Origin of the sequence: Acinetobacter sp. 826659 (assembly GCF_000588515.1) — a bacterium.
GTDB classification, from domain to species: Bacteria; Pseudomonadota; Gammaproteobacteria; order Pseudomonadales; family Moraxellaceae; genus Acinetobacter; species Acinetobacter pittii.
In genome coordinates this window covers 119,332-145,971 of sequence record NZ_JFYD01000007.1, presented here as the reverse complement: position 1 = coordinate 145,971, position 26,640 = coordinate 119,332, and the positions used below count along the sequence as shown (strand labels likewise).

Genomic DNA, 26,640 nt, shown 5'->3' with positions numbered 1-26,640 from the left:
AGTTAAAAAGGAACTCAAAATGAGTTCCTTTTTTTATAGATGAAATGAATTTTGAATATATTGCAAATTAGGAACATGGTAGCGTTGATTGTCCATACGAATATATTTAAATACAGTTGGGTGCTGTAAAGACTCTTGTATATCGTCATTTTCATCTACGACTTCAGAAATACGCAGACGAACTGAAACTGGCATCGATTTACACACAAGTGCAAAACGTTGACTAATGTCTTCGCTTTCAATGACTAAAGCTACTGCTCGAGAATCTATTTCGTTGTGAACCGAATAAACAGGGAGTTTTACATCATGCCATTCAATATGCTTGATACCGTTTTTAACATCCATAGCAGATAACACTATATTTTGCGGCAATAGCATCGGCACTTGCTGATGACACTCGATAATATATGCATCAATAAAACCAGTTGAGACAGTAATTAAATGCTGAAGCTCTTGCTGGTCCATTTCATTAATTAAGGATGTACTTATATTACTTTTCATTAGGCAAGTCTCCCTTCAAATGTCATGAATAACGCATCAATATTGTGAAGTAAGTCTTCTTCTTGGAAAGGTTTACCCATGTATTGGTTAACACCTAAAGTAAATGCTCGTTCACGGTGTTTTTCACCAGTTCGTGATGTAATCATAATCACTGGCATATCTTGATGTAGATCATGATGTCGAACGAGGTTAAGTACCTCAAAGCCATCCATTCGTGGCATTTCAATATCAAGTAACATGAGATCTGGTTTAATATTTTCCAACTGCTCAATGGCATCAACCCCATCTTTAGCTGTAACTACATCATAGCCCTGACGTTCAAGTAAGCGAGACGTCACCTTACGTACAGTTACCGAGTCATCTACAATCATGATAAGACGTCGCTCGTCAGACTCGCGTTTTCTATAAATAGTTTCATTAAGCGATTTATGTCGGCGAGTAGATTGAATTTGGCGAGCAATATTTTGTCCATCTAAAATTAGACAAACTTGGCCATCACCTAAAATAGTTGCTCCTGCAATCGCACCAATGCTAGAGAATTGTTGTCCTATTGGCTTAACTACAATCTGTGCGCGTGAGCCAATCAGTTGGTCAATTAATAATGCGACGGTTTGTCCATTATTTGCCTTAATCATTAATACTGGTAATGAATACATCATTCCACTTAAGCGCGGAATTGGTTGATTACCAACAAACTCAGATAAATAACGTAATGGATAACGCTTATTTTCAAATTCAAAGAGCTCTTGTGCACTTCCGAAATATTGTTCTAATGATGCTGGTGAAACTCGTACAATTCGATCAATCTGAGCTAATGGAATTGCAAATTGCTGATCAGCAACTTTAACCATTAAAGCATCACTAACAGCTACTGTCGTTGGAACACGTATGGTAAAGACAGTTCCCTGCCCGTATACAGAGTCGACACTCACATGGCCACCTAAGGCCTTAATATCACTTTGCACGACATCCAGCCCTACACCACGACCTGAAATCTGAGTGACTTGATCGGCTGTACTTAAACCAGGATGGAAAATCAGCTGTAAAATATCTTGATGTTCTAATACTTGCTCTGGATTAATCAAACCAGACATTAACGCCTTTTGACGAACCTTCTCGATATCAATACCTTGCCCATCATCCTTAAATATAACTACAACATCTGTACCTTGACGATGAATATTGAGTTCAATACGTCCCGTTTCTGGTTTCTGCGCTTGCTCACGTTGCGCACGGTCTTCTAGTCCATGGTCAATTGCGTTTCTAAGCATGTGCTCAAGTGGTGTAACCAAACGTTCTAGCATTGTCCGGTCTAGCTCACCTTCAGTATTATTAACAAAAAGCTCTGCTGGTCGATTTAACGCGGTAGAAGTCTGCCTCACAATTCTTTGCAGACGAGGCAACAATCGAGAAAATGGTACTAAGCGTGTTCGCATAAGACCTTCTTGAATTTCAGCCTGAATACGCGATTGCTGTACCAATAAACCTTCAGTGTCTCTGATCTTTTCAGATAATGTATTTTTAAAATCTACTAAATCCGATGCAGACTCGGCAAGAGACTTTGATAACTGATTTAATGAAGAATATTGGTCCATCTCTAACGGATCAAATTCCGTATAACGCGAGTTCTCAATACCGTGTTTTGCAATAATTTGGGTTTCCAATTCACCTTCCATTCGACGCAACTGATCTGCAAGTCGCTGAATAGCCAATTCCATTTCCGCTAAGGTATGACCAAATTGGCTTAAATCCATTTCAATTCGCGAACGGTTAATCGAATTTTCACCAGACAGATCAATCATTTTTTCAATTAAATCTGCTGAGACTCGAATCATCTCATTATTTTGATCAAGGCGTTGTGCTTGTTCCCACTCACCCATCATTGGCGGTGGTTCTGTACCGTCACCTTGCACAAAACTCATTACAGGTTCCGTGCTGAATAGATCAGTTCTAGTTAACTTACTAGGAATTTGAATTGCTGTTTCAATGAACTGGATATTTTCCAGACTTTGTTGTAAACCATCGAAGTGTTGATAATTTTGTTTAAAAATTGCCTCTTTTAACCAGACAATTGCACTCTCTAATAAGTTGTCATAAATATTTGAGCTGAAATGATGAAGCGCAAATTGTTCAAAAGCATTCTCAAGTTGATAAGCAATCGCTTGCACGGTTTCAAGTCCCAACATACGGGAACCGCCTTTCAAGCTGTGCACTGCCCTTTGTAGTTGAAGCAAGATACTACGGTTAGTACGTTGCTCGAACCATTGTTTTAATAGATGATCGGCCATTTCTAATAGTTCGGCCGCTTCCTCCATAAACGTCTGCTCGACAACAGTATTAATATCTTGATCTGTGATACTCTCTGTATGATTGTGATCAGCATAAAGAACCTGTAATTCGGTTTGCTCAACAAGTTGATTACTAGACTCAGCAATCTGCTCAGAACCAGAAGTTAACTCACTGAGGTTTAACGCCGTATTATTTATCGCTTCTTGTTGTAATACTTCAAAATTTAATTCAGGTATAACATACGTTTCAGGTTCTGTTTTGCTCTCTTTAATATGAGAATCAAATACCTGACCTGCATTTTTAAGTGCTTGAATAGTATGAGAAGCAGCATAATCTAGATGCTGTTGACGTACTATTTGCAGACGGTCAGCCAAGTCATCTTGAACTAGTCGAATAAAATCAATGAGAGCAGACGAAGCTACCAACTGTTTTTGAATTAAACGCTCATAAATACTTTCTAACTCATGTGCAATTAAACCAATATAAGTTGCCTGAATCATATTTGCCCCACCTTTTAAGGTATGCAAATAACGCATCAGATTATTGAGAGCGGCAAAGTTTTCTTGATCATTAACCCAAAGATTAAGATCTGTATCCATTCCCTCAAGCAACTCATCGGCTTCTTCAAGAAAAATATCTAAAAGATCTGGATCAAAATGACGGTTTACATGCTCAGACGAAATAAACTGTCGATCTAGTTGTACACTCTGCCCTATGGTGACCTGATCAGTGAATACATTTTCTATCAGAGGTTCATTCGCCGTTTGTTCAACTTCAGCATCAAACAATGGTTCAAAAACGTCTTGATGAGTTTCTAATGATTCGGAATTAAAATTTGGAATATATTGAGTATATAGTTTTAGCTCGTCCAAGACATTTTGGTGTTGCTCAATAATACTTACTCTTTGTCCCGCAGCTAATGCATCAAATAACTGAATTAATTGTTGGTGCGCTTTTTGATAAATTTCAAAAACATAATCTGATTGCAATAAATCAGGTCGATCAAGCAATATGTCGTAGCTTTCTTTCAACTGGTTAGTATATTCATATAAACCAATCATTGCCTGCGACTGAGTGTGTTGCAGCAAAACATCTGCTTGTTCACTTAAACGTTCAAGATAATGAGGAAACTCTGTACGTATTCCCTTCTCAAAGTCTAATTCCGCATCAAGTAATTCAGCAACATTTAGCTGTAATAGCTGAGACACTAAACCATGTGGAGGCATAAGTGGGCTTGAATGCTCACCATGCTGCTCCATGTAAGTATCCCAAACCTGATTAAATTTCTGTAAATCAGATTCCAATTGCTCAGTAGAGCAATGTGCAGCCAATAGATCTAAACTATTTCGAATAAACTGACGATAATCACGGAGTAATGAAATTTCTTCAGAGTGAGAAGAAAGCTCTTCTTGTAACAGTATTTTAAATAAATGCTCAACTTTGGTACTGGCATCAAAGATTGGTTCTACATGAGCCATGGCAGAGCTGCCGCGTAATGTATGTAACGCACGTATTAAAGCATTATAACTTTCATGCTGATGTATTTCTTTTTCCAAAAACTGATCAATTGTCGCTAAGTGCTCTTCTGCTTCTTCCATAAATAAAATTAAGGTTTCAGCAAGGGTCTGTTCAGTTTCTATAGCAACTTCTGGAGTCAAAATAGTTAAAACTTCTGTAGATTCTGGTTCTAAGTCATTCGCTTCTAAACCGGTTTGAGTTTCAGCAGTAAGAATATCTGATAATAATAAAAGTTCGTCTAACGCGGGTTCTATACTTTGCTGTTGTTGTAATTGTTGTCCCAATAAAATTAGGGGCCTAAAGTCTAGGGTATGATTTTTTTTAGATTTGAAGTCATCTACTAACTTAAAGAAATAGAACTTAAATACCAACTGAACATATTGTTGGATGTTAGGAGTTAATCCGAGACTCTGATTAATTACCCGATTAAGCGTATCTTCTACAGTCCAAGCAAGCTCAGCAGAAGATTTGGCACCAATCATTCGCCCTGAACCTTTCAATGTATGAAAATGACGGCGGATCTCAGTAAGCGTAGCAATATTTTCAGATTGCATCCATTCGTGAATCAAAGATTGTAATTCAACAAAAATTTCTTCAATTTCTTCGACAAATATTTCAAGAAATTCATCGTCTTGTTGAGAGTAGCTATCTTCCGGTAGCATCATTGCTTCAGTTAAAGTTTTTAATATTTCTTTCATAGCAAAGGCTTCTTTTGCTTGTCTCCCAAATGGAGAAAAACGACAGAGTCAACACCAGAAAAATAGCTGTTTCCCCAATATTTATCTGGTGTTGTTAATACTTTTTAGAAGAATAGCGGTACTGAAACAGCTATTCTCATCCCCAATTTAATCAGGTAATTTAAAGTCCGTTACCGATTCACGTAATGACTCTGCCATGTTTGCTAGTTCAGAAACAGAGCGTGCTGTATCAAAGGTTGCAGTTGTCGTTTGTGAAGTAATTTCTTGTACGACTGTCATGGTGGTCGCCATGTGGCTGGCAGATGCGGATTGAAGTTTTGCTGCATCAGAAATGCTGGCAATTAATTTTGCCAAGTCACCCGATACTTTTTGAATTTCATCCAAGGCAATACCCGCGTCTTTTGCCAAGTTTGCACCACGCACAACTTCAGTGGTGGTTTGTTCCATCGAAATAACAGCTTCATTTGTATCGGTCTGAATTGTTTTAACCAGAGTTTCGATCTGTTTAGTTGCCGATGCAGAACGCTCTGCAAGACGCTGTACTTCGTCAGCAACTACGGCGAAACCACGACCTGCTTCCCCAGCCATAGATGCTTGAATTGCTGCGTTTAATGCAAGAATGTTAGTTTGGTCGGCAATATCGTTAATGAGCGATACGATGTTACCAATTTCTTGTGAAGACTCACCCAATCGCTTAATACGTTTAGACGTTTCTTGAATCTGTTCACGGATTGTGTCCATACCTTCAATTGAACGGTTTACCACTTGCGCACCATTAGAGGCAATTTGTACCGAACGCTCTGCTACCTCAGCAGATTCAGATGCGTTTGAAGATACTTGGTCAATCGATTGCGCCATTTCATTCATTGCTGTTGATGCACCAGCAATTTCTTGAGCCTGATGCTCAGACGCCTCTGCTAATTGGTTCGTAATACTCTGCGTATCTTGCGTATAGCGAGCAACTTCTTGTGAGGTTTCATGAATACGGGATACAAGGTCACGTAGTTGGTCAATCGCAAAGTTAATCGAGTCGGCAATCGCTCCCGTAAAATCCTCAGATACGGTTGCATATGAACGTAAGTCACCATCTGCAAGATCGGCGATTTCATCAAGTAAACGTAAAATCGCGTTTTGGTTACGGTCATATTCGTCTTGTAATCGAGTAACACGTTGTTTATCCATCACACTACGTAATGTGATCAATTTAAATACTGAGAAGATTAAGCCTGCTAAAGAACTGATTAGCACCGCACCTAACAATAAAGTAAGCCAGTTCTTTCTTGCTACATCAGATAAATGCCCCAAGTTATCTAACATCACATCTGATTTAGAGAAGATCTGAGAAGATGCCTGACGAACATTGACAATCTGGTTACCATTTTTTAATACCGTGGCAGCAGCAGATTTTAATACTTTGTCATATTCAGATTTAATACTTTCTAATGATTCACGTAAAGCCGGATCTGCAATACGATCAACACCCAATTCAGCATTACCATTAAGTTCAGCATTTAAATACGTACCAAACGTATCGATGTCTACACCAAAATCGCTAGTCGATACATTACCATCGGTACCACTTAGTACCGAGTTAATAGAACGTAAAATACGTTCGGCAATAAATACCTGGTTTTTAGCAATAATTACCTGACTACTTGGCAAACCTTGACGCGCCATTTGGTCAACCATTAAGTTATATTCTGCCTGAATCTCAGGAACGGTTTCGCTAATAGAGATGTTGGTGTCATATAGTTGGTTAAGGACTTTTTGATGTGCTGAAATCAAATCGATGTTTTTTGACAGTTCAGTCCACATAACTTGAACTTTTTGATATTCATCAGTCGATTTACCGTGAATATTTTCAATCTCAAGTAAGTTTTCATTAAATTCTTTTTGAGACTGCTGTAGCTTGGTGATTGCCTCTTGAGAGCCAGACTCAGTTGCTTCAGTTGCTTGTTTAGAAATCGTTTGAGATAGCAAACGTAACTCACCGAGACTTCGAATTAACTGGTTATGACGTGGAACGTTATAGAACAGATAGGCTAGAGAAACTAATGCAAGCACAAAACATAAAAGTGCTGCATATAGGATTGGCTTAGACTTTTCACTTTCCCCAAATAAACTGGCAAACTGCTCAATTTTTGACTGGATTGTTGCAATAAAATTGACACCCGATTTTTCGGACGCAACCCGACTACTGCCTTTCTTTTTAAGCTTAAAGCCCATAGCTTTTCCCCAGAAAAATACTCTGTTTTCACAGCGTAAAAATTAGTTTATAAATTTTGTCGATGCATTCATGTAATGTGGGTTTTGCAATAAACGACTAAATAAAAAGACATGCCAATGCTGGTTATGTTGATGAAAATAACCTTGGCAATATTCTTTTAGATTTTCCTCTAAGTCTAAGCTTTGAGAAAAAAAGCTTTTTTTATTAAAGTGCTGAATCCCCAAAACCTGATCCACGACCAACCCCACATACTGGTCGCGATGGCTAATACATAATACTTTTTGAGTTGACGAAAATGAACTTCGTTGCCCTAAAATAAAATGCGCCAAATCAGACACTGAAAGTAATCTTCCTCGAATATTTGCCAATCCCTTTACCCAACTTTGGGTATTTGGAACAGGTGTATATTTTGGTGGATAGATTACTTCTGACACTTCCCCAAGTGGTGCGACGAAGTATTGCCCTCTCATTTCAAAAGCAATTCCTGACCATCGCTGTGCTTCATTTTGAACTGAAGCGTAATTCTTATTACCCCGTTTAGACAAACGAAGTAACTCGATAAATCCATTCGCTGCCATACTCGATCCTATAAAACGGGTACAAAATGCCCGTTATTTATGTTTTTATGGATGGATGAGTTAATTTAGAAATTGTTTAATTACATCAATCAATTGATTTTCTTCGATTGGCTTAATCAAATAATCGATTGCACCTTGACGCTTGCCCCATACACGGTCAGTTGCCTGATCTTTAGTACTCACAATAACAACAGGGATATGCTTAGTGTCTTCATCACGAGTAATCTGACGTGTTGCCTGAAAACCATTTACACCCGGCATTACCACATCCATCAATACAAGATCTGGTTGCTCTGCCTTTGCAAGAGTTACACCATCTGCACCATTTGATGCTTCAAGCACGTCATAACCATGTTTGGTTAGGATTTCTTTAAAACGAAAAGTTTCTGTTGGTGAATCATCTACAATGAGAATACGTGCCATTTTTTTGCCCTCAAATTATTGTTTATGAACTTACATGATTACGAATCGCGTTTAACAATTCATCTTTGCTAAAAGGTTTCGTCAAGTATTCATCTGAACCTACCACACGCCCTTTTGCCTGATCAAATAAACCATCTTTACTAGAGAGCATGATAACGGGAATGTTCTGATAATTTTGAGAGTTTTTTATCAAAGCACAAGTTTGATAACCATCTAAACGAGGCATCATGATATCGACAAAAACAATATCCGGATTTGCTTCTGCAATTTTGGACAAAGCTTCAAATCCATCCACAGCAGTAATGACTTCACAGCCTTCGCGCTGTAATAAGGTTTCTGCTGTACGGCGAATGGTTTTTGAGTCATCAATCACCATTACTTTCAGATTTTGGAATGCATCTTCCATTTAATCTTCCATCCCCATAAAAATAAAATATAAATGCAATTTAACTTAAATTTGTTTTTACACATTTATACGCATTTTTAACATATCTCACGTTCTATTTTCAATGAGGCATTTTTGTCTACTTTCTCATTTATAAACAATAACTTTTAACCTCATCACACTTTAATTAAAATTATCATTTTTTTTATAATGACTATATTTTTATTCAGCTAAATAATAATTAATATAATGAAGATTAAATATTTAAAAATAAGCGACTTAGCTATCTTTTTGGGGATTTTCAATGAATGACAGGATGAAATATGCCTTTTACAGGAACTGTTTGTCTGTATCTATAGGCATTATTTCCTTCGGATCACTCTTTTTCTTACCCTCTAGTGTTGCTATTGCCGACACACCTAAAGCGGTTTGGTATCGTTATTATGACCAACATGGTATTGCCAATATTAGTACATCGGTCACACCTGCTCATATTCGTTATGGTTATGAAGCTCTAGATCGTAATATGCAAGTAATAAAAAGAAACCACTCTTATAATGCTGAAGCTGATTTAAATCAATCGAATCAACGGGCATTATTGGCGCGACATAAAGAACAAGATATCAAATTAAAAAAAGCTTATAGCAATAGTAAGACAGCTTCGATTAAAAGAGATCAGGCATTAGTGTCTATAAAAAAGCAAATTAATTATCAGCAGGAACAACTTAATCAATTACAACAAGACAAAATTTTATTTAAGCGTCAGGAAATGGAGTATTTCAGAAAAGGAGAACCGATTCCTGAGCGTCATAAGGCTTTGATTGAAAACAATCTAAATAATATTAATCGGGTTAAACAAACACTTGAAACACTTTCCAAGACCTATAACCGAACCAACAATGAGTATGAAAATATTATCGATCGTTTAAAAAAGCTTGAATAACTGCAAAGGTTTATCAAGAATAGGGGCAAAATAAAATTTGAATTATAGGATGATGCTGTATGCACACGATGCATCTCACCCCTTCTACTTTTTTTAAACTGAGTATTATTAGTTTATGTTTAATTTTAGCTGCATGTAATCAGCAGGAAACAACCAAAACTACTGAATCAGCTCCTGTCAAAATTGAGCTTATTCCTCAAGACCTTATTGCAGTTAAACAAGGAGCACTTGACTCTCAAACTGCATTTACAGGAACTATTCGTGCGGTTCAACAAAGTTCCATTCAGGCGCAAGTAAGCGCAACAGCGACGAATGTCACTGCAAATGTCGGCCAACAGGTACAAAAAGGTCAAGTTCTGGTGAGATTGAATAATCAGGACAATGTTGCAAGATTAGCGCAAGCACGCGCCAACCTTGCATCAGCTCAGTCACAGGCTGAACTTGCTCGTAATTTGATGAACCGAAAACAAAGATTATTTAATCAAGGTTTTATTGCTCGTGTCGAGTTTGAACAAAGTCAGGTTGACTATAAAGGCCAGCTTGAAAGTGTAAAAGCACAACAAGCCAATGTTGATATTGCTAAAAAAGCGGATCAAGACGGAATTATTACTAGTCCAATTTCAGGTGTGATTACTAAACGCCAAGTTGAACCCGGCCAAACTGTTTCAGTTGGACAAACACTATTTGAAATCGTAAATCCAGATCAACTTGAAATACAGGCCAAGTTGCCAATTGAACAGCAAGCTGCACTTAAGGTCGGTAGTAACATTCAATATCAAATTCAGGGCAATTCAAAACAATTAAATGCAACGCTAACTCGCATTTCACCTGTTACAGATCAAGATAGTCGACAAATTGAGTTCTTTGCTGCTCCTAAAGAAAAAATTGATTCGTTAAGCATTGGAGCTTTCATTAATGGAAACATTCTGCGCAATGACACTCATCAAGGCCAAACGATTCCTTTAGATAGCATTCAAAATATGCAACATGACCCGTTTGTATGGGTGATACGCAATCACACTATTCAAAAAGTTAAAATTCGGGTGGTTGAACAGCGTTATAACGACAATATTGCTTTAGTCGAAGGTTTACAAAGCACAGATCTGGTCAGCCGTATTCAATTTGAAGATTCCGACATTAATAAAAAAGTGACAGTTACAACCGACAAAAATAAATAAGGTAGCAAATAGCGTATGTGGTTTACTCGAATCAGTGTGAAATACCCCGTTTTTACCATTATGATGATGCTCAGCTTAATGGTACTCGGGTTGGCCTCTTGGAAACGTATGACTGTCGAAGAGTTTCCAAATATAGATTTCCCATTCGTAGTGGTCACTACGCAATATGCAGGTGCGTCGCCTGAAGCGGTTGAGTCAGATATTACAAAAAAACTTGAAGATCAAATCAATACAATTTCAGGAATTAAACAGATTACCTCACGCTCAAGTGAAGGCCTTTCAATGGTGATTGCCGAGTTTAATCTTGATACTTCTTCGGCGATTGCTGCTCAGGATGTTCGTGACAAAATTGCACCCGTCACAGCGCAGTTCCGTGATGAAATTGATACACCGATTGTGCAACGCTATGACCCCTCTTCTAGCCCAATCATGTCAGTCGTATTTGAATCAAACAGCATGAGTTTGGCGCAATTAAGTTCGTATGTAGATAAAAAAATCGTACCTCAGCTTAAAACGGTTTCGGGTGTCGGTAATGTGAATTTATTGGGCGACGCTAAACGGCAAATACGAATAAAGGTTATTCCTGCACAATTGCAAAGCTACGGCATTGGTATTGATCAGGTCATTAACACGCTAAAAAATGAAAATATTGAAGTGCCTGCAGGGACCTTACAGCAAAAAAATTCTGAACTGGTTGTACAGATTCAATCAAAAGTTATTCATCCCCTTGCATTTGGTGATTTGGTCATTGCCAATAAAAATGGTTCACCCATTTTTTTAAAGCAAGTGGCAACTGTTGAGGACACACAAGCCGAACTACAATCGAGTGCCTTTTATAATGGAAGAACTGCGGTCTCAGTCGATATCTTAAAAAGTTCCGATGCCAATGTAATTAAAGTCGTCGATCAGACTTATCAAACGTTAGAGAAATTAAAAGATCAAATGCCTGCGGGTTTAGATTACAAAGTCGTAGCTGATAGCTCTAAAGGTATTCGCGCTTCAATCAAAGATGTGGTTCGAACCATTATTGAAGGTGCTGCTTTAGCAGTTCTCATTGTTTTACTCTTTTTAGGCTCTTTCCGCTCTACAGTTATTACTGGTCTAACCTTACCGATTACTTTGCTCGGAACCTTAACTTTTATTTGGGCTTTCGGGTTTAGCATTAATATGATGACGCTGTTAGCTTTATCACTCAGTATTGGTTTACTCATTGATGATGCAATTGTAGTTCGCGAAAATATCGTCCGACATACTGAACTGGGCAAAGACCATGTGACCGCTGCTCTTGAAGGGACAAAAGAAATTGGTTTAGCTGTACTCGCAACCACGCTTACTATTGTGGCAGTCTTTCTACCCGTAGCCTTTATGGGTGGTCTGATTGGACGCTTCTTTTATCAATTTGGTGTAACTGTCAGTACGGCTGTTTTAATTTCAATGTTTATTAGCTTTACGCTCGATCCAATGCTTTCAGCTCATTGGAAAGATCCTGTAAAGAAAAAAGATAATTGGCTACAACGTTTTTTTAACCATATTTCTAATTTGCTAGATCGGCTTACTCATGTTTATGAAAAGCTATTAAAGCTTGCTCTACGCTTTCGTTTTATTACCGTCATTGTTGCAATCGCTTCATTATTTGCTGCATTAGGACTATCTAAACTCATCGGGACCGAATTTGTACCTACACCAGATAAAGGTGAAGTCCGTATCCAGTTCGAGACTCCTGTAGATTCTTCTTTAGAATATACCCAAGCCAAATTACATCAGGTCGATCAAATTATTAGACAATTCCCTGATGTGGTTTCTACGTATGGCGTGGTTAACAGTGAAGTAGACTCTGGTAAAAACCATGCTGGTTTAGGGGTGACCTTAAAGCCAAAACAAGAACGTAGCTCAGATCTTAATACTCTCAACAATGAGTTCCGTGATCGTTTGCAAACTGTAGCGGGTATTCGAGTGACCTCTGTTGCCGCAGCACAGGACTCTGTCTCTGGCGGACAAAAGCCAATCATGATTTCTATTAAAGGATCTGACCTAAATGAACTACAAAAAATTTCAGATCGCTTTATTGCTGAAATGGAAAAAATTAACGGCGTAGTTGATTTAGAAAGCTCATTGAAAGAACCTAAACCGACTTTAGGTGTTCATATTAATCGCGTGCTAGCAAGTGATTTGGGCTTATCTGTTTCCCAAATTGCGAATGCCATTCGACCATTAATTGCGGGCGATAATGTCACCACTTGGGAAGATCGTGACGGCGAAACTTATGATGTGAATTTACGTTTAAATGAAAATAAACGTATGCTTCCGCAAGATGTACAAAATTTATATATCAACTCTAATAAAACCAATGCAGCTGGACAAAATATATTAGTTCCTTTGAGTGCCGTCGCAACGACCGAAGAAAAACTTGGGGCTTCGCAAATTAACAGACGTGATCTTGAACGTGAGGTTCTTATTGAGGCAAATACCTCTGGTCGCCCGAGCGGAGATATTGGTCAAGACATCGACAAAATGCAAAAGGCATTTAAGTTACCTGCGGGCTATACATTCGATACTCAAGGAGCAAACGCCGATATGGCTGAATCTGCGGGATACGCATTAACAGCCATTACCCTATCGATTGTATTTATTTATATCGTGTTAGGTTCTCAGTTTAATAGCTTTATTCATCCAGCAGCAATTATGGCCTCTTTACCTTTGTCATTGATTGGTGTTTTTCTTGCCCTATTCTTGTTCCAAAGCACCCTAAATCTGTTTTCGATTATTGGTATTATCATGCTGATGGGGCTTGTCACTAAAAATGCGATATTGCTGATCGATTTTATTAAGAAAGCGATGGATCAGGGTGTGAGCCGTTATGACGCTATTTTACAAGCTGGTAAGACCCGTTTACGTCCAATTTTGATGACCACAAGTGCTATGGTGATGGGGATGGTTCCCTTAGCTTTAGGTCTAGGCGAAGGCGGTGAGCAAAGCGCACCAATGGCTCATGCGGTTATTGGTGGTGTGATAACCTCTACTCTGTTGACTCTTGTGGTTGTACCCGTCATTTTCACTTATCTGGATGACTTGAAAAACTTTATGCTGCGTCAAACACGACGATTCATGTCATAATGCAGCGATTATCGTATAATCTGCGTTTTTATAACGCTTAACTTTTAGGACTTTTTCCATGCGCGCAAGCCGCTTTTTATTTGCAACGTTGAGAGAAACCCCAAATGATGCTGAAGTGATTTCACACCAGCTCATGTTACGTGCGGGGATGATTCGTAAATTGGCATCTGGTTTATATACATGGCTGCCGATGGGAACACGTGTGCTTAAAAAAGTAGATGCGATTGTTCGTGAAGAAATGAACCGTTCAGGCGCAATGGAAGTATTCATGCCCGTGACTCAACCCGCAAGTCTTTGGGAAGAATCAGGTCGATATGAACAATATGGCCCTGAGTTATTACGTTTTAAAGATCGTCATACGAACCCATTTGTACTTGGGCCAACGCATGAAGAAGTTATTACAGATATGGCGCGTAACGAATTAAAAAGTTATAAGCAGCTTCCTGTTAATTTCTATCAAATTCAAACTAAATTCCGTGATGAAATTCGACCACGTTTTGGTGTAATGCGTTCACGTGAGTTCATCATGAAAGATGCTTATTCTTTCCATGCAACTCAAGAGTCATTACAAGAAACTTATGATGTGATGTACGACACTTATAGTCGTATTTTCACTCGTTTAGGTTTAGATTTCCGCCCAGTACAAGCAGATACAGGTTCTATTGGTGGTTCAGCTTCACACGAATTCCACGTATTGGCTGCAAGTGGTGAAGATGACATCGCATTTTCAACTGAATCTGATTATGCGGCAAACGTTGAAATGGCTGAGGCTGTTTTGGTTGGTGAACGCTCAGCACCGACGCAAGAATTTAAATTGGTTGAAACACCAAACCAAAAAACGATTGATGATGTTTGCCAATTCTTGAATGCTGATCCAAAGCAATCTGTTAAAGCTTTATTGGTTCAAGGCGTTGCTGATGAAAAAGGTAATGTTCCTGTCGTTGCTCTATTTGTACGTGGCGACCACGAACTTAATGAGATTAAAGCTGAGAAGCATCCTTTAGTTGCTGCGCCTCTTACTTTTGCAACTGAAGAACAACTTCAAGCATTTGGTTTAACTGCTGGCTTTACAGGTCCACAAGGTTTAGTCGAAAAAGGCTTAACTGTAATTGTTGACCGTGCTGCATCTGTTCTTTCTGACTTCGTTGCTGGTGCAAATGAAGCTGACAAACATGCGGTTGGCGTAAACTGGGAACGTGATGCGCAAATTAGCGAAATTTTTGACTTACGTAATGTGGTTGAAGGCGATCCATCTCCAGATGGCAAAGGCACACTACAAATTAAACGTGGTATCGAAGTAGGCCATATTTTCCAGCTAGGTACTAAATACTCTGAAGCTTTAGGCTGTAAAGTTCTAGGTGAAGATGGCAAACCATTTACAGTAACTATGGGATGCTACGGTATTGGTGTAACACGTGTTGTTGCAGCTGCAATTGAACAAAACTACGATGACAAAGGTATTATCTGGCCTCAAGCCATTGCACCATTTGAAATTGCAATTGTTCCAATGAATGCGCACAAATCACCACGTACTCTTGAAGCAGCAGAATCCCTCTATGCAGAACTTCAAGCTCAAGGTTTTGATGTGTTACTTGATGATCGTAACGAACGCCCAGGCGTTAAATTCTCTGACCTTGAATTAATGGGTATTCCACACCGTATTGTGATTGGTGAAAAAGGTCTTGATGCGGGTACTTTTGAATATAAAGGCCGCCGCGATGCTGAAGCGAGCAATTTAACTAAAGAAGAGCTTTTAGCTAAGTTAGCGCGTTAATAAATACATAAATAAAAAGCAGCTTTTCGAAGCTGCTTTTTTTAACTCAATTTTATGCCTGAACCGTTAAGTCCTTAACAGTCGTTGATGAACCATTGTTTTTAACCGACTCAATTCCTTTATCTCGTGAAGCTTCACTCGCATAGAACTGACTCGTGCCAATAATTTGATGATTTGCAGCTTTTAAATTGAAATAAGGTTTCCCATTCTTTGCAGTTAAACGCTCATATCGGGCGTCATCACCACTGTTTTTCTGAATTGACTCAATACCATTTACAGCAGAGGCTTTTGCCTTATATAGCTCGCTATTTAAAATAGGCTCACCATTTCCTGCCTTTAAAATAAAGCGGTATTGTCCATCACTCGCCTGTGAAATTTCGTACCATCCTGCCATAAAAACCTCATTTTTTTGTTGGTGTGGGTATGACTTTCGTTATTATTCTGGACGAAAGTTATTTGTTATGAATGACAATATAAAGGCGTAAATATTCCTTGAACAGTCCATTTTTTATACTTTTTCGTAATAAAATTATAATGATGTTAGGAATTTAAAAAGCAGAGATATAAACGTATATCTCTGCTGAAATGTAATAATAATTAACAGTTTAAGCTTTTTTTACAAATTCAGATTTAAGTTTCATCTGACCAATACCATCAATTTTACAATCAATATTGTGACCATCACTTGCATCTGGAACTAAACGAATCGTTTTTACCTTCGTACCTACTTTAACGACTGAAGAAGAGCCTTTAATTTTTAAGTCTTTAATTACAGTGACGCTATCACCATCTGCCAAGACATTTCCATTTGCATCTTTAATAATTTCTTGTTCTTCAGTTGCTGATGCTTCTCCTTCTTTCCACTCATGTGAACATTCAGGACAAATCAATAAGTCGCCATCTTGGTAAGTATATTCTGATTGGCATTTTGGGCAGTTTGGCAAAGACATGAAAAAAATCTCAAAAAGTATATTATGCGAGATATGACTCATTTTTTAAAGTTTTAAATAAGAGACTTTTACCAAAAAAAAATTTATATATTCATTTTAAGTTTTTACTTAATAAATATTCCTTCAAAATAATTGCGTGATTGTTTTCAACATCCTTGGCTGAATATAAAAGTGTGACTGTATTCCTTGATGCGATTTGTTGTAACTCCTGAACTGCTGGATTGGTCTCAAGCTCTTTTAAATAGCGCTGTTTAAACTCTTGCCAATGATCTGGCGTTGCAGCATGAAACCATTTTCTAAGTTCTGTCGAGGGTGCTATTTCTTTTAGCCACAAATCCAAATGAGCATTTTCCTTACTAATTCCCCTACTCCATAAACGGTCAACCAAAATTCGCTTTCCATCACTGGGCTCAGCAGTTTCATAAATTCTTTTAATTTGGATATCCATCGTTTTTCTCTGCATATTGTTTATATTTTGAAGTTATAAAATTATTCTATATTTTATTCATTTTGAATAAAGTTCAAAAAGAAAAAGTGAGTAGAAATAAATCTACTCACTTTTCTATGTGACTCTAAAAAATAACTTTTTATTGATCTGGAATTTCAGCTTCAATCAATAAGGTAAGCAAAGATAGGGATTCTTGCCACCCTAAATAACAAGCTTCTACAGGAATAACTTCCGGTATTCCTTCTTGCGTAATATGCACTTCTGTACCTACCAATACGCTTTTTAATGTAATAGTAACCTGCATAGTCCCAGGTAAATTTGGATCATCGAATTGATCGTTGTAGCGAATTAGTTCATTTGGAACTAACTCCACATATGTTCCGCCAAAAGCATGGGTTGAACCTGTTGAAAAATTGGTAAAACTCATTTTGTATGAGCCACCAACATTTGCATCAAAACTATGAACTTTCGCAGTAAAACCGTGGGGCGGTAACCACTTGACTAAAGCATCTGGATCTAAAAATGCACGATAGACTCGCTCGGCTGGTGCTTTAAATACGCGATGAAATTTCACTGTACCTGTTGCCATCATATTCTCCTTATTTTAATTTCCTTAAAATTATTGAAATTATGGCTATTAGCTTAAACCTTCCGATTTATCCGAACGTATATTTTTGGTGTTTTTTTAAACAAAAAAGCCAACTTCAGGACAAACTCAAATTACGAAAACTATGGCTGATTTTTTAGTAAAAATGGAGCAAAATAGTCAGCAATCATAAAGAAACATATTGAATTTGAGATTAATCATGAGTCTGCTCGCTTTCTCCTCATATGCTTTAAACGGTGTAGATGCACAAAAGTTTTTACAAGGCCAAGTTACTGTAGATACTGAACGTTTAGCTGAAAATACAACTCGCTATACAGCCATTTGTGATCTTAAAGGTCGTATTCACTTTGGCTTATGGCTAAAGAAGATTAATCCTGAAAGTTTTGAAATTGTAGTTACCCAAGATCAAGCCGAAGAGTTTGCCAAGCATATTAAAAAGTATGGTGCCTTTTCAAAAATGACTTTAAGTGAACAAGACACTGTGTTCCCAAAAGTTGTGGATCACCAAACTGAATTCACTACTGCTGAAACTGATATTTCCGAATGGCAAAAACAAGCCATTATGACTGGTCAAGCTTGGATTACACAGGCTACTGAACATGAATTCCAACCACAGGAATTACGTTTACATCAACGTGAAGGCGTCAATTACGATAAAGGTTGTTACCTAGGTCAGGAAATTGTGGCGCGTCTTTGGTTTAAAGCAAAACCAAAACACTGGTTACATCTCGTACAAGGTACAGGTGAAGCGCCTGCTTCAGCAACTCAATTAAATAACGATATTGAAGTCGTTAATAGTATTGCAAATGATGAAGGCTATCTTGCTTTAGTTGTTGCGAAACCTGCTGCTCTACAAGAGTTGGGGCTTCAAGTTCTTGAGTTGCCAGAAGCTTTAAGTGGCGACGTTGCAAGACCACAATAATAATTTTTATTAGCTCGAACTGCCCACTGCTAAGTTAGTGGGCTTTTTTATAGATACAAAACACTAATGATTTCATTAGATTAGAACGTCAATTTTTTAAGCTTTATATGCCATCATTAGCCCTGTTGAAATTAAAGAGAAAAAAGATGAAAACTAAACTTGCTACACTCATGTTGAGTCTGGCTATTTTCGGTTCTGCTCATGCTGATGTTAAAACACTTGAACAAAATCTTAAGACGAATTATCCCGATTTGCCTGTAAAAGGTGTTTATCAATCGCCTGTGCAAGGTATTTATGAAGTGTATACAAGCGGCCGCATTGTTTATACTAATCAAGATGCGAAGTACTTTTTTGTTGGTAATTTAGTCGACATCAAACAACAAAAAAATATGACTGAAGAACGTATTGCCGAACTGGGCAAAATTGACGTTAAAAGTTTGCCATTAAATCAGGCCATTAAATATGTAAAAGGTAAAGGCGAACGTACGATCTATGTCTTTAGTGACCCAGATTGCCCATATTGCCAGCGCCTAGAACAAAATATGGTTGGTGTGGATAACGTAACGGTATATGTGTTCCTTTATCCTCTTACTAGTTTGCATCCAAATGCTGAAAAAGTTTCAAATCAAATCTGGTGCTCAAAAAATCCAGCAGAAGCTTGGACAAACTACATGCTTAACCGCAAATTGCCGACTAATAGCAAAAGTTGCTCAAGCCCAATTCAGAAAAATATTGCTTTAGGTCAAAAATTAAATATAGATGGAACACCTACCCTGTTCTTGCAAGATGGCCAAAGACTCTCTGGTGTACCAAGTGATGCCAAACAAATTGAAGCATTACTTCAGTCAGCAAAATAATAATATTACCCACTCCGTTATATGAATGTGAGTGGGTATTTTTTCTCCACAATTTGCCCAAAGTGCAGTGCTTTATATACAAATCGGCTGTTTACTTTCATCAATCAATATTTATGATGAGAAATTGAGACTCTTTCATGCATCAATGGAATGATGTAGCTACGAAGTAAAAGGTTAAAAAGAAATGAAGAAATTACTAATCGCAAGCCTAATCACCCTTTCAAGTGCATCAATTTTTGCAGCTGATAACACAGCGACTGCTGCTAAAACCGATGTTTTCAAACAAGCTGAACAACTCTACGCAGCAAAAAATTATTCTGCTGCATTTCAGGAAATGCAACGCTTAGCCCAATCAGGTAACGCCCAAGCTATCTATAACTTAGGCTATATGACTCAAATGGGCCAAGGTACAGCAAAAGACTCTTCTAAAGCTCTTAAATATTATGAGGATGCTTCAAATAAGGGTTATGCCCAAGCGAGTTACACGCTTGCACAAATTTATGAGACTGGTGAATTAGGGGTTGCCAAAGACAGCAACAAATTCAGTCAATATATTCAAAAGGCATCGGCTCAAGGTTCTGATGATGCAACTGTGAAAATTGCGACAATTTTATTTGCTCAGAAAAAACCGCAGTCACATCAAATTGCCCTTCAAAAATTAGCGCCTTTAATTCGAAAAGGAAACTACCCTGCTATTCAGGTTAAAGCACTCTATGACATTAGCCAAGGCGTTGAAAATAAAAATCCTTTAATGAAACGCCAAGGTATCGAAGCTTTACAGTCAATTGCGCAAAAAGGCTATGCGCCTGCATCGATGGCTTTAGCAACCATGATGGCGAATGGCAATATCATTCCGCAAAATTTACCGCAAGCTAAAAAGATCTTTACTGAACTTGCCAATCAAAATGTGCCTAACGCTAAAGAATCGTTAGCTTCAGTTGATAAGATTATTGCAGAAAAGAGCAAACAGGCTGCAAATGCTCCCGCACAACCAGCACCAAAGAAATAATCAATGATTAGCCCCTTTATGGGGCTTTTCTTTTACCACCACAGAGCAATCAGCCAGCTCACCCCAATAAAACCGACAATTGTACTAATCATAAGCGGTGTTAACGCCTTTTCATTTAAGCCATAGGCTTGTCCAAAAATTCCGAAAGCAATCGGCATCGGTAAAGCAGCGATTAATGTTCCTGCGTAAAGCATTTCACGGCTTACATTTGGAGTTATTAAAAAAAGTGCAAAAATAACAGATGGCATTAGCACAACTTTAAAGGTCGCCAACAAAATACTTTCTATATTTACCGTTGTTATTCCAATACCTACTAAACTTCCGCCAATTGCAAACAAGGCCAAAGGCGAAGCTGTACGCCCAAGTAACTCTAAAGACTGATCAAGCGTCGCAGGAAGGTTAACATCTAAAAGAATGCATCCCATCCCAACCAAAATAGCGATAATGACAGGATTCTTGAGTAAGTTTAAAAATGTCTGTTTTAAAAGCGGTAAAAGATTTTGTTGTTGATGTAAACCAGCTTCGGCCAAAATGAGCATCAGCGCCACAATCAATAAATTCTCAATGATGAGTGTTAAAGAAATATAGATTGCAGCATGATTACCTATCAACATGGTTAAAATCGCCGTTCCCATAAATCCAGTATTGGACATAGATGCACCCATCGAAATAACGGCGCTATGGGTTAAGCTATTTTTAAAATATTTTCGATAGAGAATAAAAGCCAAGAAAAATAAACTTAAAGACCCACCACCATAAGCAAGAAAATAAGCTGGGTGCCAAATGTCTTGTAAGTTTTTATTTGCCAATGAGTGAATTAAAAAAGCTGGTAAGGAAATTTTAATTACGAATGCGCTAAGAGCCCTGATCTGTTCAGGTGTTACCAATTTGATGAGGACACAAACATAGCCCATCAATAGCAATATCAAGATAGGTAGAATAACCTGAAAAACCACTGACCGTCCTCACTTAGCGAAAGAAAAATGGGCAAAGATGACTTTGCCCAATACAATTAAAAAGAGTTAAAAAGCTGCTTTAATCCATGTGGTTGGCAACGTAAATACTGAGGCGCAATTTTAACTTCTGCCCCTAAAGCCGCTGCTGCATGCCAAGGCCATCTTGGGTCATATAACATTGCACGAGCAAGACCAATAGCATCAGCTTGCTGGTTTTCCAGAATTTGTTCAGCATGTTCTGGCTCAGTAATTAGCCCTACAGCAATGACTGGAATAGACACATGCTTTTTAACTTGTTCAGCAAATGGAACTTGGTAACCAGCCCCAATCGTAATAGATTGATGCTCGTGCAAACCGCCACTAGACACATGCACATAGGCTGCGCCCAATTGCTCTAAAGCTTTTGATAAGCCCACTGTAGATTCAAGGTCCCAATGCTCGATACTCTCCAACCAATCGGTTGCAGACAACCTAACACCTACAGGATAACCTTCTGGTACAGCGAGTTTAATTGCCTGAAGAACCTCAAGGGTCATACGCATACGGTTTTCTAAAGAACCACCATATTCATCAGTACGCTGATTGGCAATTGGCGATAAGAATTGATGTAGTAAATAACCATGCGCAGCATGAACTTCAATCAACTCAAATCCAGCTTCTACAGCACGTTTTGCCGCTGCTGCAAAGTCTTGTTGAACTTGTTTAATCTCAGCAATAGTCAAAGCATGTGGTGCAGCATCATGCACTGAAAAGGTACTTCCACTTGGAGCAACCGTTTGCCAACCATGAGGCTGATCTTTTGCAATCTGACCTTTACCTAACCACGGTTTTTCAGTAGATGCTTTACGTCCTGCATGTGCTAACTGAATTCCAAATGGCATCGGTGAAAGTGTATGAACCTTAGCTAACAACGTTTTAATTTTGTCACGTTGTTGATCATTCCAAAGCCCAAGGTCAGCATAGCTAATCCGACCTTCAGGTTGTACAGCAGTCGCTTCTACAATACAAAGGCCCGCACCAGACAATGCATAATTTGCCCATTGCTGTTCATGCCAATAGGTAATTTCACCATCATCTGTTGCCGAATATTGGCACATCGGAGCAATTACAATTCTATTGACCAGTTGTATTGAACCAAAGTTAACCGTTTCAAATAATTTTGCCATTTTTAATTCCTAGAATTGCTTAATTACACGTAAACCTGCACTCCAGTTACGTCCATCTGCTGATTCAAAGTAGCGCTTATTAACATCATTTACGATCACTGAACCTGCATAGTTTTTATCAAATAGGTTATCAACACGGGCAAAGCTATTCACTTTCCAGTCGCCCATTACCCATGCATAACCCACATTAGCTGAGGTTACACTGTAGCTTGGCGCTGCGTCACTGTTGGTATCATTCACGTATACTTTATCCATATACTGTACATCTATACCGCCATATATACCGTGTGATGGCTGCCAAGCCAAAGAGGCATAAGCTTGGTTTTTGGCTATTCCTGGAATGGCATTCCCCGATGGAATTTGAGCAATATCTCTATAAGCTGGAATATCAGCATCAAAAGTTGCATCTAAATATGTATAGCTAGCAGTCGCAGTTAAATCTCGCCACAATTTTTTATTCCATGCAAACTCTACGCCTTCACGTAAGGTTTTATCTGCATTACGAAACGTTGATCGGCCATTTGAGTTGCCGGCAGAAACAATGTCATCTTTGGTTTTAGTTTGAAAAACTGCCAAAGTAAAATCACCTAATTGGTTTTGTGATTTTAAGCCTGTTTCATAGGTATCACTTGTGGATGAGGTCAAATCAAAATTAAAACCACTTTCTCCATCTCGACGATATGCCATTTCAGTAAAAGTTGGCGTTTCAAAACCCTTGGCATAACTCACATAGGCCATGAGTTCAGGTAAAATTTGCCAGCTTAAAGCAGCAGAAGGCAAAACTTTATCATAATCAGTCTTACCACTATCGTCGCCATTGCTTAAATAGCGATCTTCCGACTTATAGTGAACATTGCTATAGCGTACGCCCGTATCTAAACGCCATGTTGGTAAGAACTGCCATGAAGCTTGTAAATATGGATCGATATTCCACAAAGTATTATCTTCATCACGGCGTAACTTACCTTTGACACCATAAATACCATGCGTATTAAAGTTTTCAAAACCCTTACGATCTTCATCCATTGCATCGAGTGCAACCCCAACACTTACAGTGGTATTTGGAAGTAACTCTTTGCCAATCCAACGGAAATCAGCACCATAATAATTACGTTCAAAATCAATACCCCCCCCAGCCTGATTATTATTAGCCTCTTGTATTGATTTAGGAATAGATTGATATTGAGTAACTTGGCGATTGCCTAAATATGCCATGGCATAGAGTTCATTTTTATCATTAATCGGTTTAGACCACGTTACACCCGTTTGAGTCTGCCCAATATCTTTACGAACCTTATAAGTATTATCAGCATCATTAACTTGTTTAGGATTCGCATTCCACTGATCACGGTTCAAACCCTGCGGATCGTCTGCATGAATTTTTACATAGTTGGTTACCCAGTTGATTTTACTACCATCATCAAGATTCCAACTGAGCTTTGCATTATTTAGTACTTTTTCTGCACCGCTATGTTCTCGGTAACCATCAGTATCGAAGTATGATGAACTAATAACATAGCTTGGTTCATTCGCACCCTTTGCTCCACCTTGTAGCACAAGTCCTGCTCGGCTTTTATCGTGACTGCCTCCCGAATAGCTCAGCTCAATTGAATCTTTGCCTTGCCCTTCTTTAGTAGAAGTTAAAATTGTCCCACCCGATGAGTTTCCATAAAGTGAAGAAAAAGGTCCTGTTAGAACTTCAACATGGTCCAGACTACTTAAATCGATATTAGACGTTTGGCCTTGTCCATCCGGCATTGTTGCAGGAATACCGTCTACATAAAGGCGAATACCACGGACACCAAAAGTAGAACGTGCACCAAAACCACGCATAGAGAGCTGTAAATCTTGGGCATAATTTTCACGATTACGAATCTGTAAACTCGGTACACCTTTCACAACTTCGGTTAAATTTACTTGTGAAGAAGTATCGACTTGAGGTGCATCTATCCGGAAAACCGAAGCTGGTGTCTGTAAATAGGTTGTATCTGTACGAGTTGCTTCCACATGTAATGTTGGCAATACAGTTACGTCTTGTGTTAAATCTTCTGCCCAAACAAGTGGGCTAGAAATACAGCCCATACTCATCAAAATACAGTAATGAAGTCGGTCTAAGCGTAATAAGGACATGCTTATTTCCTTTATTTATATTGTAGTTATGATAACAAAAAGCGGTGTCTTGTCTGGATATTGAATTCGATCTGCATTGTTGTAAATCTGGAACACTCTTCCTCGATATCTAAAAACTGATTTCCAGATTAAAATTATCGACTCAAAGATGGATGATCTTTCCAGCAATATCGTTCAGGCCAATGTTTTGCTTCTTCGGCATAATCAATTCCAATCCGTGGCGTTAGAACTACTTCTGGTTGCGTTGATGCCGCTTCAACCCATAGTCCAGATTCCTCTCCCAAGGTTTGTCCTTTTAAAGTCCGATCAATCCCTAAATAGCGTGTCAATTTGCCGGGTCCAGCTAAAAGCTTATAGTCTTTTTTAGTTGAAGCACTATTTAAAAATGCAGAACGAATCATTACCCCTTCAGGCACACCTTCTGTCTGAGTAATGAGATTGAGCATTTCATACATGCCATAAATTAAATAGACGTAAATTGTGCCACCAGGGCAATACATTACCTCTGTTCGAGCGGTGCGTTTGTCATTGTAACTATGGCAAGCTTTATCACGAACGCCCAAATAAGCTTCAGTTTCACTAATTGTACAGCGGATCACTTGGCCATCAGGTTGTCGCTTACACAATACACAGCCGATTAAATCATAAGCTACTTCTGAGGTTTCTCGTTGAAACCAGCTTAATGGTAAAATATCTGACATAGTAATCTCTGAAATATTACATACCACACGTTATACTTGATTAATCCAGTATATCTGTTAATTCTGCGAGTTGGCATGCCTGAGTTACCCGAAGTCGAAACCACCAAAACCAGTTTATTTCCATTATTGAATCAAAAAGTTCTAAGTGTTGAAGTACGCAATCCTAGCTTACGCTGGCCTATACCAGATGATGTTCAGAAACTTGTTGGGCAACGTCTCATTGGGTTAAACCGACGTTCAAAATATATTTTGGCAGAGTTTGAACAAGATCAAATGCTTTGGCATTTAGGCATGTCAGGAAGCTTTCGTCTAACCGAGCCAAATGACGAACTGAGAAAGCATGACCATCTGATTATTCAATTTGAAGATCAGCAATTACGTTACCATGACCCTCGCCGTTTTGGTTGTATTCTTTGGCTTAATCCCGAGACTCAAGGCAAACTCATAGATACTTTAGGGCCTGAACCTTTAAGTACTGACTTTGATGCGGAATATTTAGCTTCAAAACTCAAAAATAAATCTGTCGGCATAAAAATTGCACTCATGGATAATCATGTAGTCGTCGGTGTAGGCAATATTTATGCAACTGAAAGTTTGTTTAATGTTGGTATTCACCCAGCTCAGCCTGCTGGCGATTTGACTATGCAACAAATTGAAAAACTCGTTGTCGAGATTAAACGAATTTTGAAATCGGCAATTGATTTAGGTGGCTCTACATTACGAGACTACAGCAATGCAATGGGTGAAAATGGTTATTTCCAGCAAACACTTCTTGCTTACGGTCGTGCTGGAGAAATGTGTGTTAACTGTGAAACCACATTAGAAAACTTAAAACTCGGTCAGCGTGCCAGTGTATTTTGCCCACAGTGCCAACCACTTAAAAAGCTGAGAAAGCCTTAATTTTTTGGAGAAAGACAACATGCAAACAGCAATTGTCCGACATATTTTAGTCAAAGATAAAGACTTAGCTGAGCAGCTAAAAAAGAAGCTACAAAGTGGCGCTGACTTTGCCAAACTTGCCAAGCAATACTCTACCTGTAATTCGGCAAAACGTGGTGGTGAACTTGGTGAAGTCAAAAAAGGGCAATTGGTGCCTGTCATTGACAAAGTTGTTTTTACAGCTGCTGAACGTGTGTTACAAGGTCCGATCAAAAGTCAGTTTGGCTATCATCTTTTAGAAGTTAAATTCAGAATGGGTAGCTTAAGATAAGCCCCCTCACAAGTTAATTTAAATTCATAAACAATAGCCCAGTTACTCAATAAAAG

At 38.5% G+C, this 26,640-nt stretch carries 24 protein-coding genes; 10 read left to right on the top strand and 14 right to left on the bottom strand.

Features of this window, described 5'->3' with window-relative positions; genetic code table 11:
* Positions 1 to 33: 33 nt before the first annotated feature.
* From J663_RS15165 to pilG, 6 genes are all read right to left on the bottom strand, one after another.
* Positions 34 to 501: a hypothetical protein gene (locus tag J663_RS15165; RefSeq protein WP_002116250.1), complete on the bottom strand. Its 468-nt coding sequence runs from the start codon at positions 499 to 501 to the stop codon at positions 34 to 36.
* On the bottom strand, positions 501 to 5,006 hold the full coding sequence (locus J663_RS15160; protein ID WP_033850747.1) for a hybrid sensor histidine kinase/response regulator: 4,506 nt from the start codon (positions 5,004 to 5,006) through the stop codon (positions 501 to 503). The genes J663_RS15165 and J663_RS15160 overlap by 1 nt, the downstream gene beginning before the upstream one ends.
* A gap of 147 nt (positions 5,007 to 5,153) precedes the next feature.
* The gene (locus J663_RS15155; protein WP_033850746.1) at positions 5,154 to 7,232 is read right to left on the bottom strand and encodes a methyl-accepting chemotaxis protein; all 2,079 of its coding nucleotides are present in this window, start codon (positions 7,230 to 7,232) and stop codon (positions 5,154 to 5,156) included.
* A gap of 42 nt (positions 7,233 to 7,274) precedes the next feature.
* Positions 7,275 to 7,811, bottom strand: a complete 537-nt coding sequence (locus tag J663_RS15150) for a chemotaxis protein CheW (protein WP_002116439.1) — start codon at positions 7,809 to 7,811, stop codon at positions 7,275 to 7,277.
* 60 nt (positions 7,812 to 7,871) lie between these two features.
* Positions 7,872 to 8,234, bottom strand: coding sequence for a response regulator (locus J663_RS15145; protein WP_002116220.1), 363 nt, complete (start codon positions 8,232 to 8,234; stop codon positions 7,872 to 7,874).
* A gap of 22 nt (positions 8,235 to 8,256) precedes the next feature.
* Complete coding sequence (gene pilG, locus J663_RS15140) at positions 8,257 to 8,640, bottom strand: twitching motility response regulator PilG (RefSeq protein WP_000389061.1); 384 nt, start codon at positions 8,638 to 8,640, stop codon at positions 8,257 to 8,259.
* A 283-nt stretch (positions 8,641 to 8,923) separates the two neighbouring features.
* On the opposite strand from pilG, the gene J663_RS15135 reads away from it, so the two are divergent.
* From J663_RS15135 to J663_RS15120, 4 genes are all read left to right on the top strand, one after another.
* Positions 8,924 to 9,562 (top strand): hypothetical protein, encoded by a 639-nt coding sequence (locus J663_RS15135; RefSeq protein WP_033850745.1) that lies wholly within the window; start codon positions 8,924 to 8,926, stop codon positions 9,560 to 9,562.
* Positions 9,563 to 9,630: 68 nt separating this feature from the next.
* Positions 9,631 to 10,740: an efflux RND transporter periplasmic adaptor subunit gene (locus J663_RS15130; RefSeq protein ID WP_081404782.1), complete on the top strand. Its 1,110-nt coding sequence runs from the start codon at positions 9,631 to 9,633 to the stop codon at positions 10,738 to 10,740.
* A gap of 15 nt (positions 10,741 to 10,755) precedes the next feature.
* Positions 10,756 to 13,854, top strand: a complete 3,099-nt coding sequence (locus J663_RS15125) for an efflux RND transporter permease subunit (protein WP_033850738.1) — start codon at positions 10,756 to 10,758, stop codon at positions 13,852 to 13,854.
* Positions 13,855 to 13,912: 58 nt separating this feature from the next.
* On the top strand, positions 13,913 to 15,628 hold the full coding sequence (locus J663_RS15120) for a proline--tRNA ligase (protein ID WP_033850737.1): 1,716 nt from the start codon (positions 13,913 to 13,915) through the stop codon (positions 15,626 to 15,628).
* 52 nt (positions 15,629 to 15,680) lie between these two features.
* Here the strand turns inward: J663_RS15120 and J663_RS15115 are convergent, their stop codons facing one another.
* The 4 genes from J663_RS15115 to J663_RS15100 form a co-directional block, all read right to left on the bottom strand.
* Positions 15,681 to 16,022 (bottom strand): YegP family protein, encoded by a 342-nt coding sequence (locus J663_RS15115; RefSeq protein ID WP_005064346.1) that lies wholly within the window; start codon positions 16,020 to 16,022, stop codon positions 15,681 to 15,683.
* Positions 16,023 to 16,233: 211 nt separating this feature from the next.
* Complete coding sequence (locus J663_RS15110) at positions 16,234 to 16,578, bottom strand: zinc ribbon domain-containing protein YjdM (protein WP_002116259.1); 345 nt, start codon at positions 16,576 to 16,578, stop codon at positions 16,234 to 16,236.
* A 91-nt stretch (positions 16,579 to 16,669) separates the two neighbouring features.
* On the bottom strand, positions 16,670 to 17,026 hold the full coding sequence (locus J663_RS15105) for a DUF488 domain-containing protein (protein WP_033850828.1): 357 nt from the start codon (positions 17,024 to 17,026) through the stop codon (positions 16,670 to 16,672).
* 139 nt (positions 17,027 to 17,165) lie between these two features.
* Positions 17,166 to 17,618 carry an SRPBCC family protein gene (locus J663_RS15100; RefSeq protein ID WP_014207573.1) on the bottom strand — a complete coding sequence of 151 codons (453 nt, stop codon included), beginning with the start codon at positions 17,616 to 17,618 and terminating at the stop codon, positions 17,166 to 17,168.
* A 38-nt stretch (positions 17,619 to 17,656) separates the two neighbouring features.
* On the opposite strand from J663_RS15100, the gene J663_RS19145 reads away from it, so the two are divergent.
* From J663_RS19145 to J663_RS15085, 4 genes are all read left to right on the top strand, one after another.
* On the top strand, positions 17,657 to 17,773 hold the full coding sequence (locus J663_RS19145; RefSeq protein WP_002116161.1) for a hypothetical protein: 117 nt from the start codon (positions 17,657 to 17,659) through the stop codon (positions 17,771 to 17,773).
* A 59-nt stretch (positions 17,774 to 17,832) separates the two neighbouring features.
* Positions 17,833 to 18,555 carry a YgfZ/GcvT domain-containing protein gene (locus tag J663_RS15095; protein WP_005064318.1) on the top strand — a complete coding sequence of 241 codons (723 nt, stop codon included), beginning with the start codon at positions 17,833 to 17,835 and terminating at the stop codon, positions 18,553 to 18,555.
* A gap of 146 nt (positions 18,556 to 18,701) precedes the next feature.
* Positions 18,702 to 19,412, top strand: coding sequence for a DsbC family protein (locus J663_RS15090; protein ID WP_033850736.1), 711 nt, complete (start codon positions 18,702 to 18,704; stop codon positions 19,410 to 19,412).
* 184 nt (positions 19,413 to 19,596) lie between these two features.
* A complete protein-coding gene (locus J663_RS15085; protein ID WP_005064315.1) occupies positions 19,597 to 20,421 on the top strand; it encodes a tetratricopeptide repeat protein in 825 nt (274 codons plus the stop codon).
* Between the two features lie 32 nt (positions 20,422 to 20,453).
* On the opposite strand, the gene J663_RS15080 is transcribed toward J663_RS15085, so the two are convergent.
* From J663_RS15080 to J663_RS15065, 4 genes are all read right to left on the bottom strand, one after another.
* Entirely contained in the window at positions 20,454 to 21,377 is a 924-nt protein-coding gene (locus J663_RS15080; RefSeq protein ID WP_033850735.1) for an AEC family transporter, read from the bottom strand.
* A gap of 56 nt (positions 21,378 to 21,433) precedes the next feature.
* On the bottom strand, positions 21,434 to 22,543 hold the full coding sequence (locus tag J663_RS15075; protein WP_033850734.1) for an NADH:flavin oxidoreductase/NADH oxidase: 1,110 nt from the start codon (positions 22,541 to 22,543) through the stop codon (positions 21,434 to 21,436).
* A 9-nt stretch (positions 22,544 to 22,552) separates the two neighbouring features.
* Positions 22,553 to 24,673 carry a TonB-dependent receptor family protein gene (locus J663_RS15070; protein WP_033850733.1) on the bottom strand — a complete coding sequence of 707 codons (2,121 nt, stop codon included), beginning with the start codon at positions 24,671 to 24,673 and terminating at the stop codon, positions 22,553 to 22,555.
* 134 nt (positions 24,674 to 24,807) lie between these two features.
* On the bottom strand, positions 24,808 to 25,374 hold the full coding sequence (locus tag J663_RS15065) for a DNA-3-methyladenine glycosylase (RefSeq protein WP_014207579.1): 567 nt from the start codon (positions 25,372 to 25,374) through the stop codon (positions 24,808 to 24,810).
* 75 nt (positions 25,375 to 25,449) lie between these two features.
* Here J663_RS15065 and mutM point away from each other — a divergent pair, with 75 nt between their 5' ends.
* Together mutM and J663_RS15055 are read left to right on the top strand one after the other, a co-directional pair.
* On the top strand, positions 25,450 to 26,274 hold the full coding sequence (gene mutM, locus J663_RS15060) for a bifunctional DNA-formamidopyrimidine glycosylase/DNA-(apurinic or apyrimidinic site) lyase (protein ID WP_017385909.1): 825 nt from the start codon (positions 25,450 to 25,452) through the stop codon (positions 26,272 to 26,274).
* A gap of 19 nt (positions 26,275 to 26,293) precedes the next feature.
* Positions 26,294 to 26,584 carry a peptidylprolyl isomerase gene (locus J663_RS15055; protein ID WP_002051379.1) on the top strand — a complete coding sequence of 97 codons (291 nt, stop codon included), beginning with the start codon at positions 26,294 to 26,296 and terminating at the stop codon, positions 26,582 to 26,584.
* Positions 26,585 to 26,640 lie beyond the last annotated feature (56 nt).

Coding starts and splice junctions, on each gene's coding strand:
- J663_RS15165 (WP_002116250.1), bottom strand. CDS start 501: ATGAAAAGTAATATAAGTACATCCTTAATTAATGAAATGGACCAGCAA.
- J663_RS15160 (WP_033850747.1), bottom strand. CDS start 5,006: ATGAAAGAAATATTAAAAACTTTAACTGAAGCAATGATGCTACCGGAA.
- J663_RS15155 (WP_033850746.1), bottom strand. CDS start 7,232: ATGGGCTTTAAGCTTAAAAAGAAAGGCAGTAGTCGGGTTGCGTCCGAA.
- J663_RS15150 (WP_002116439.1), bottom strand. CDS start 7,811: ATGGCAGCGAATGGATTTATCGAGTTACTTCGTTTGTCTAAACGGGGT.
- J663_RS15145 (WP_002116220.1), bottom strand. CDS start 8,234: ATGGCACGTATTCTCATTGTAGATGATTCACCAACAGAAACTTTTCGT.
- pilG (WP_000389061.1), bottom strand. CDS start 8,640: ATGGAAGATGCATTCCAAAATCTGAAAGTAATGGTGATTGATGACTCA.
- J663_RS15135 (WP_033850745.1), top strand. CDS start 8,924: ATGAATGACAGGATGAAATATGCCTTTTACAGGAACTGTTTGTCTGTA.
- J663_RS15130 (WP_081404782.1), top strand. CDS start 9,631: ATGCATCTCACCCCTTCTACTTTTTTTAAACTGAGTATTATTAGTTTA.
- J663_RS15125 (WP_033850738.1), top strand. CDS start 10,756: ATGTGGTTTACTCGAATCAGTGTGAAATACCCCGTTTTTACCATTATG.
- J663_RS15120 (WP_033850737.1), top strand. CDS start 13,913: ATGCGCGCAAGCCGCTTTTTATTTGCAACGTTGAGAGAAACCCCAAAT.
- J663_RS15115 (WP_005064346.1), bottom strand. CDS start 16,022: ATGGCAGGATGGTACGAAATTTCACAGGCGAGTGATGGACAATACCGC.
- J663_RS15110 (WP_002116259.1), bottom strand. CDS start 16,578: ATGTCTTTGCCAAACTGCCCAAAATGCCAATCAGAATATACTTACCAA.
- J663_RS15105 (WP_033850828.1), bottom strand. CDS start 17,026: ATGGATATCCAAATTAAAAGAATTTATGAAACTGCTGAGCCCAGTGAT.
- J663_RS15100 (WP_014207573.1), bottom strand. CDS start 17,618: ATGATGGCAACAGGTACAGTGAAATTTCATCGCGTATTTAAAGCACCA.
- J663_RS19145 (WP_002116161.1), top strand. CDS start 17,657: ATGGCTATTAGCTTAAACCTTCCGATTTATCCGAACGTATATTTTTGG.
- J663_RS15095 (WP_005064318.1), top strand. CDS start 17,833: ATGAGTCTGCTCGCTTTCTCCTCATATGCTTTAAACGGTGTAGATGCA.
- J663_RS15090 (WP_033850736.1), top strand. CDS start 18,702: ATGAAAACTAAACTTGCTACACTCATGTTGAGTCTGGCTATTTTCGGT.
- J663_RS15085 (WP_005064315.1), top strand. CDS start 19,597: ATGAAGAAATTACTAATCGCAAGCCTAATCACCCTTTCAAGTGCATCA.
- J663_RS15075 (WP_033850734.1), bottom strand. CDS start 22,543: ATGGCAAAATTATTTGAAACGGTTAACTTTGGTTCAATACAACTGGTC.
- J663_RS15070 (WP_033850733.1), bottom strand. CDS start 24,673: ATGTCCTTATTACGCTTAGACCGACTTCATTACTGTATTTTGATGAGT.
- J663_RS15065 (WP_014207579.1), bottom strand. CDS start 25,374: ATGTCAGATATTTTACCATTAAGCTGGTTTCAACGAGAAACCTCAGAA.
- mutM (WP_017385909.1), top strand. CDS start 25,450: ATGCCTGAGTTACCCGAAGTCGAAACCACCAAAACCAGTTTATTTCCA.
- J663_RS15055 (WP_002051379.1), top strand. CDS start 26,294: ATGCAAACAGCAATTGTCCGACATATTTTAGTCAAAGATAAAGACTTA.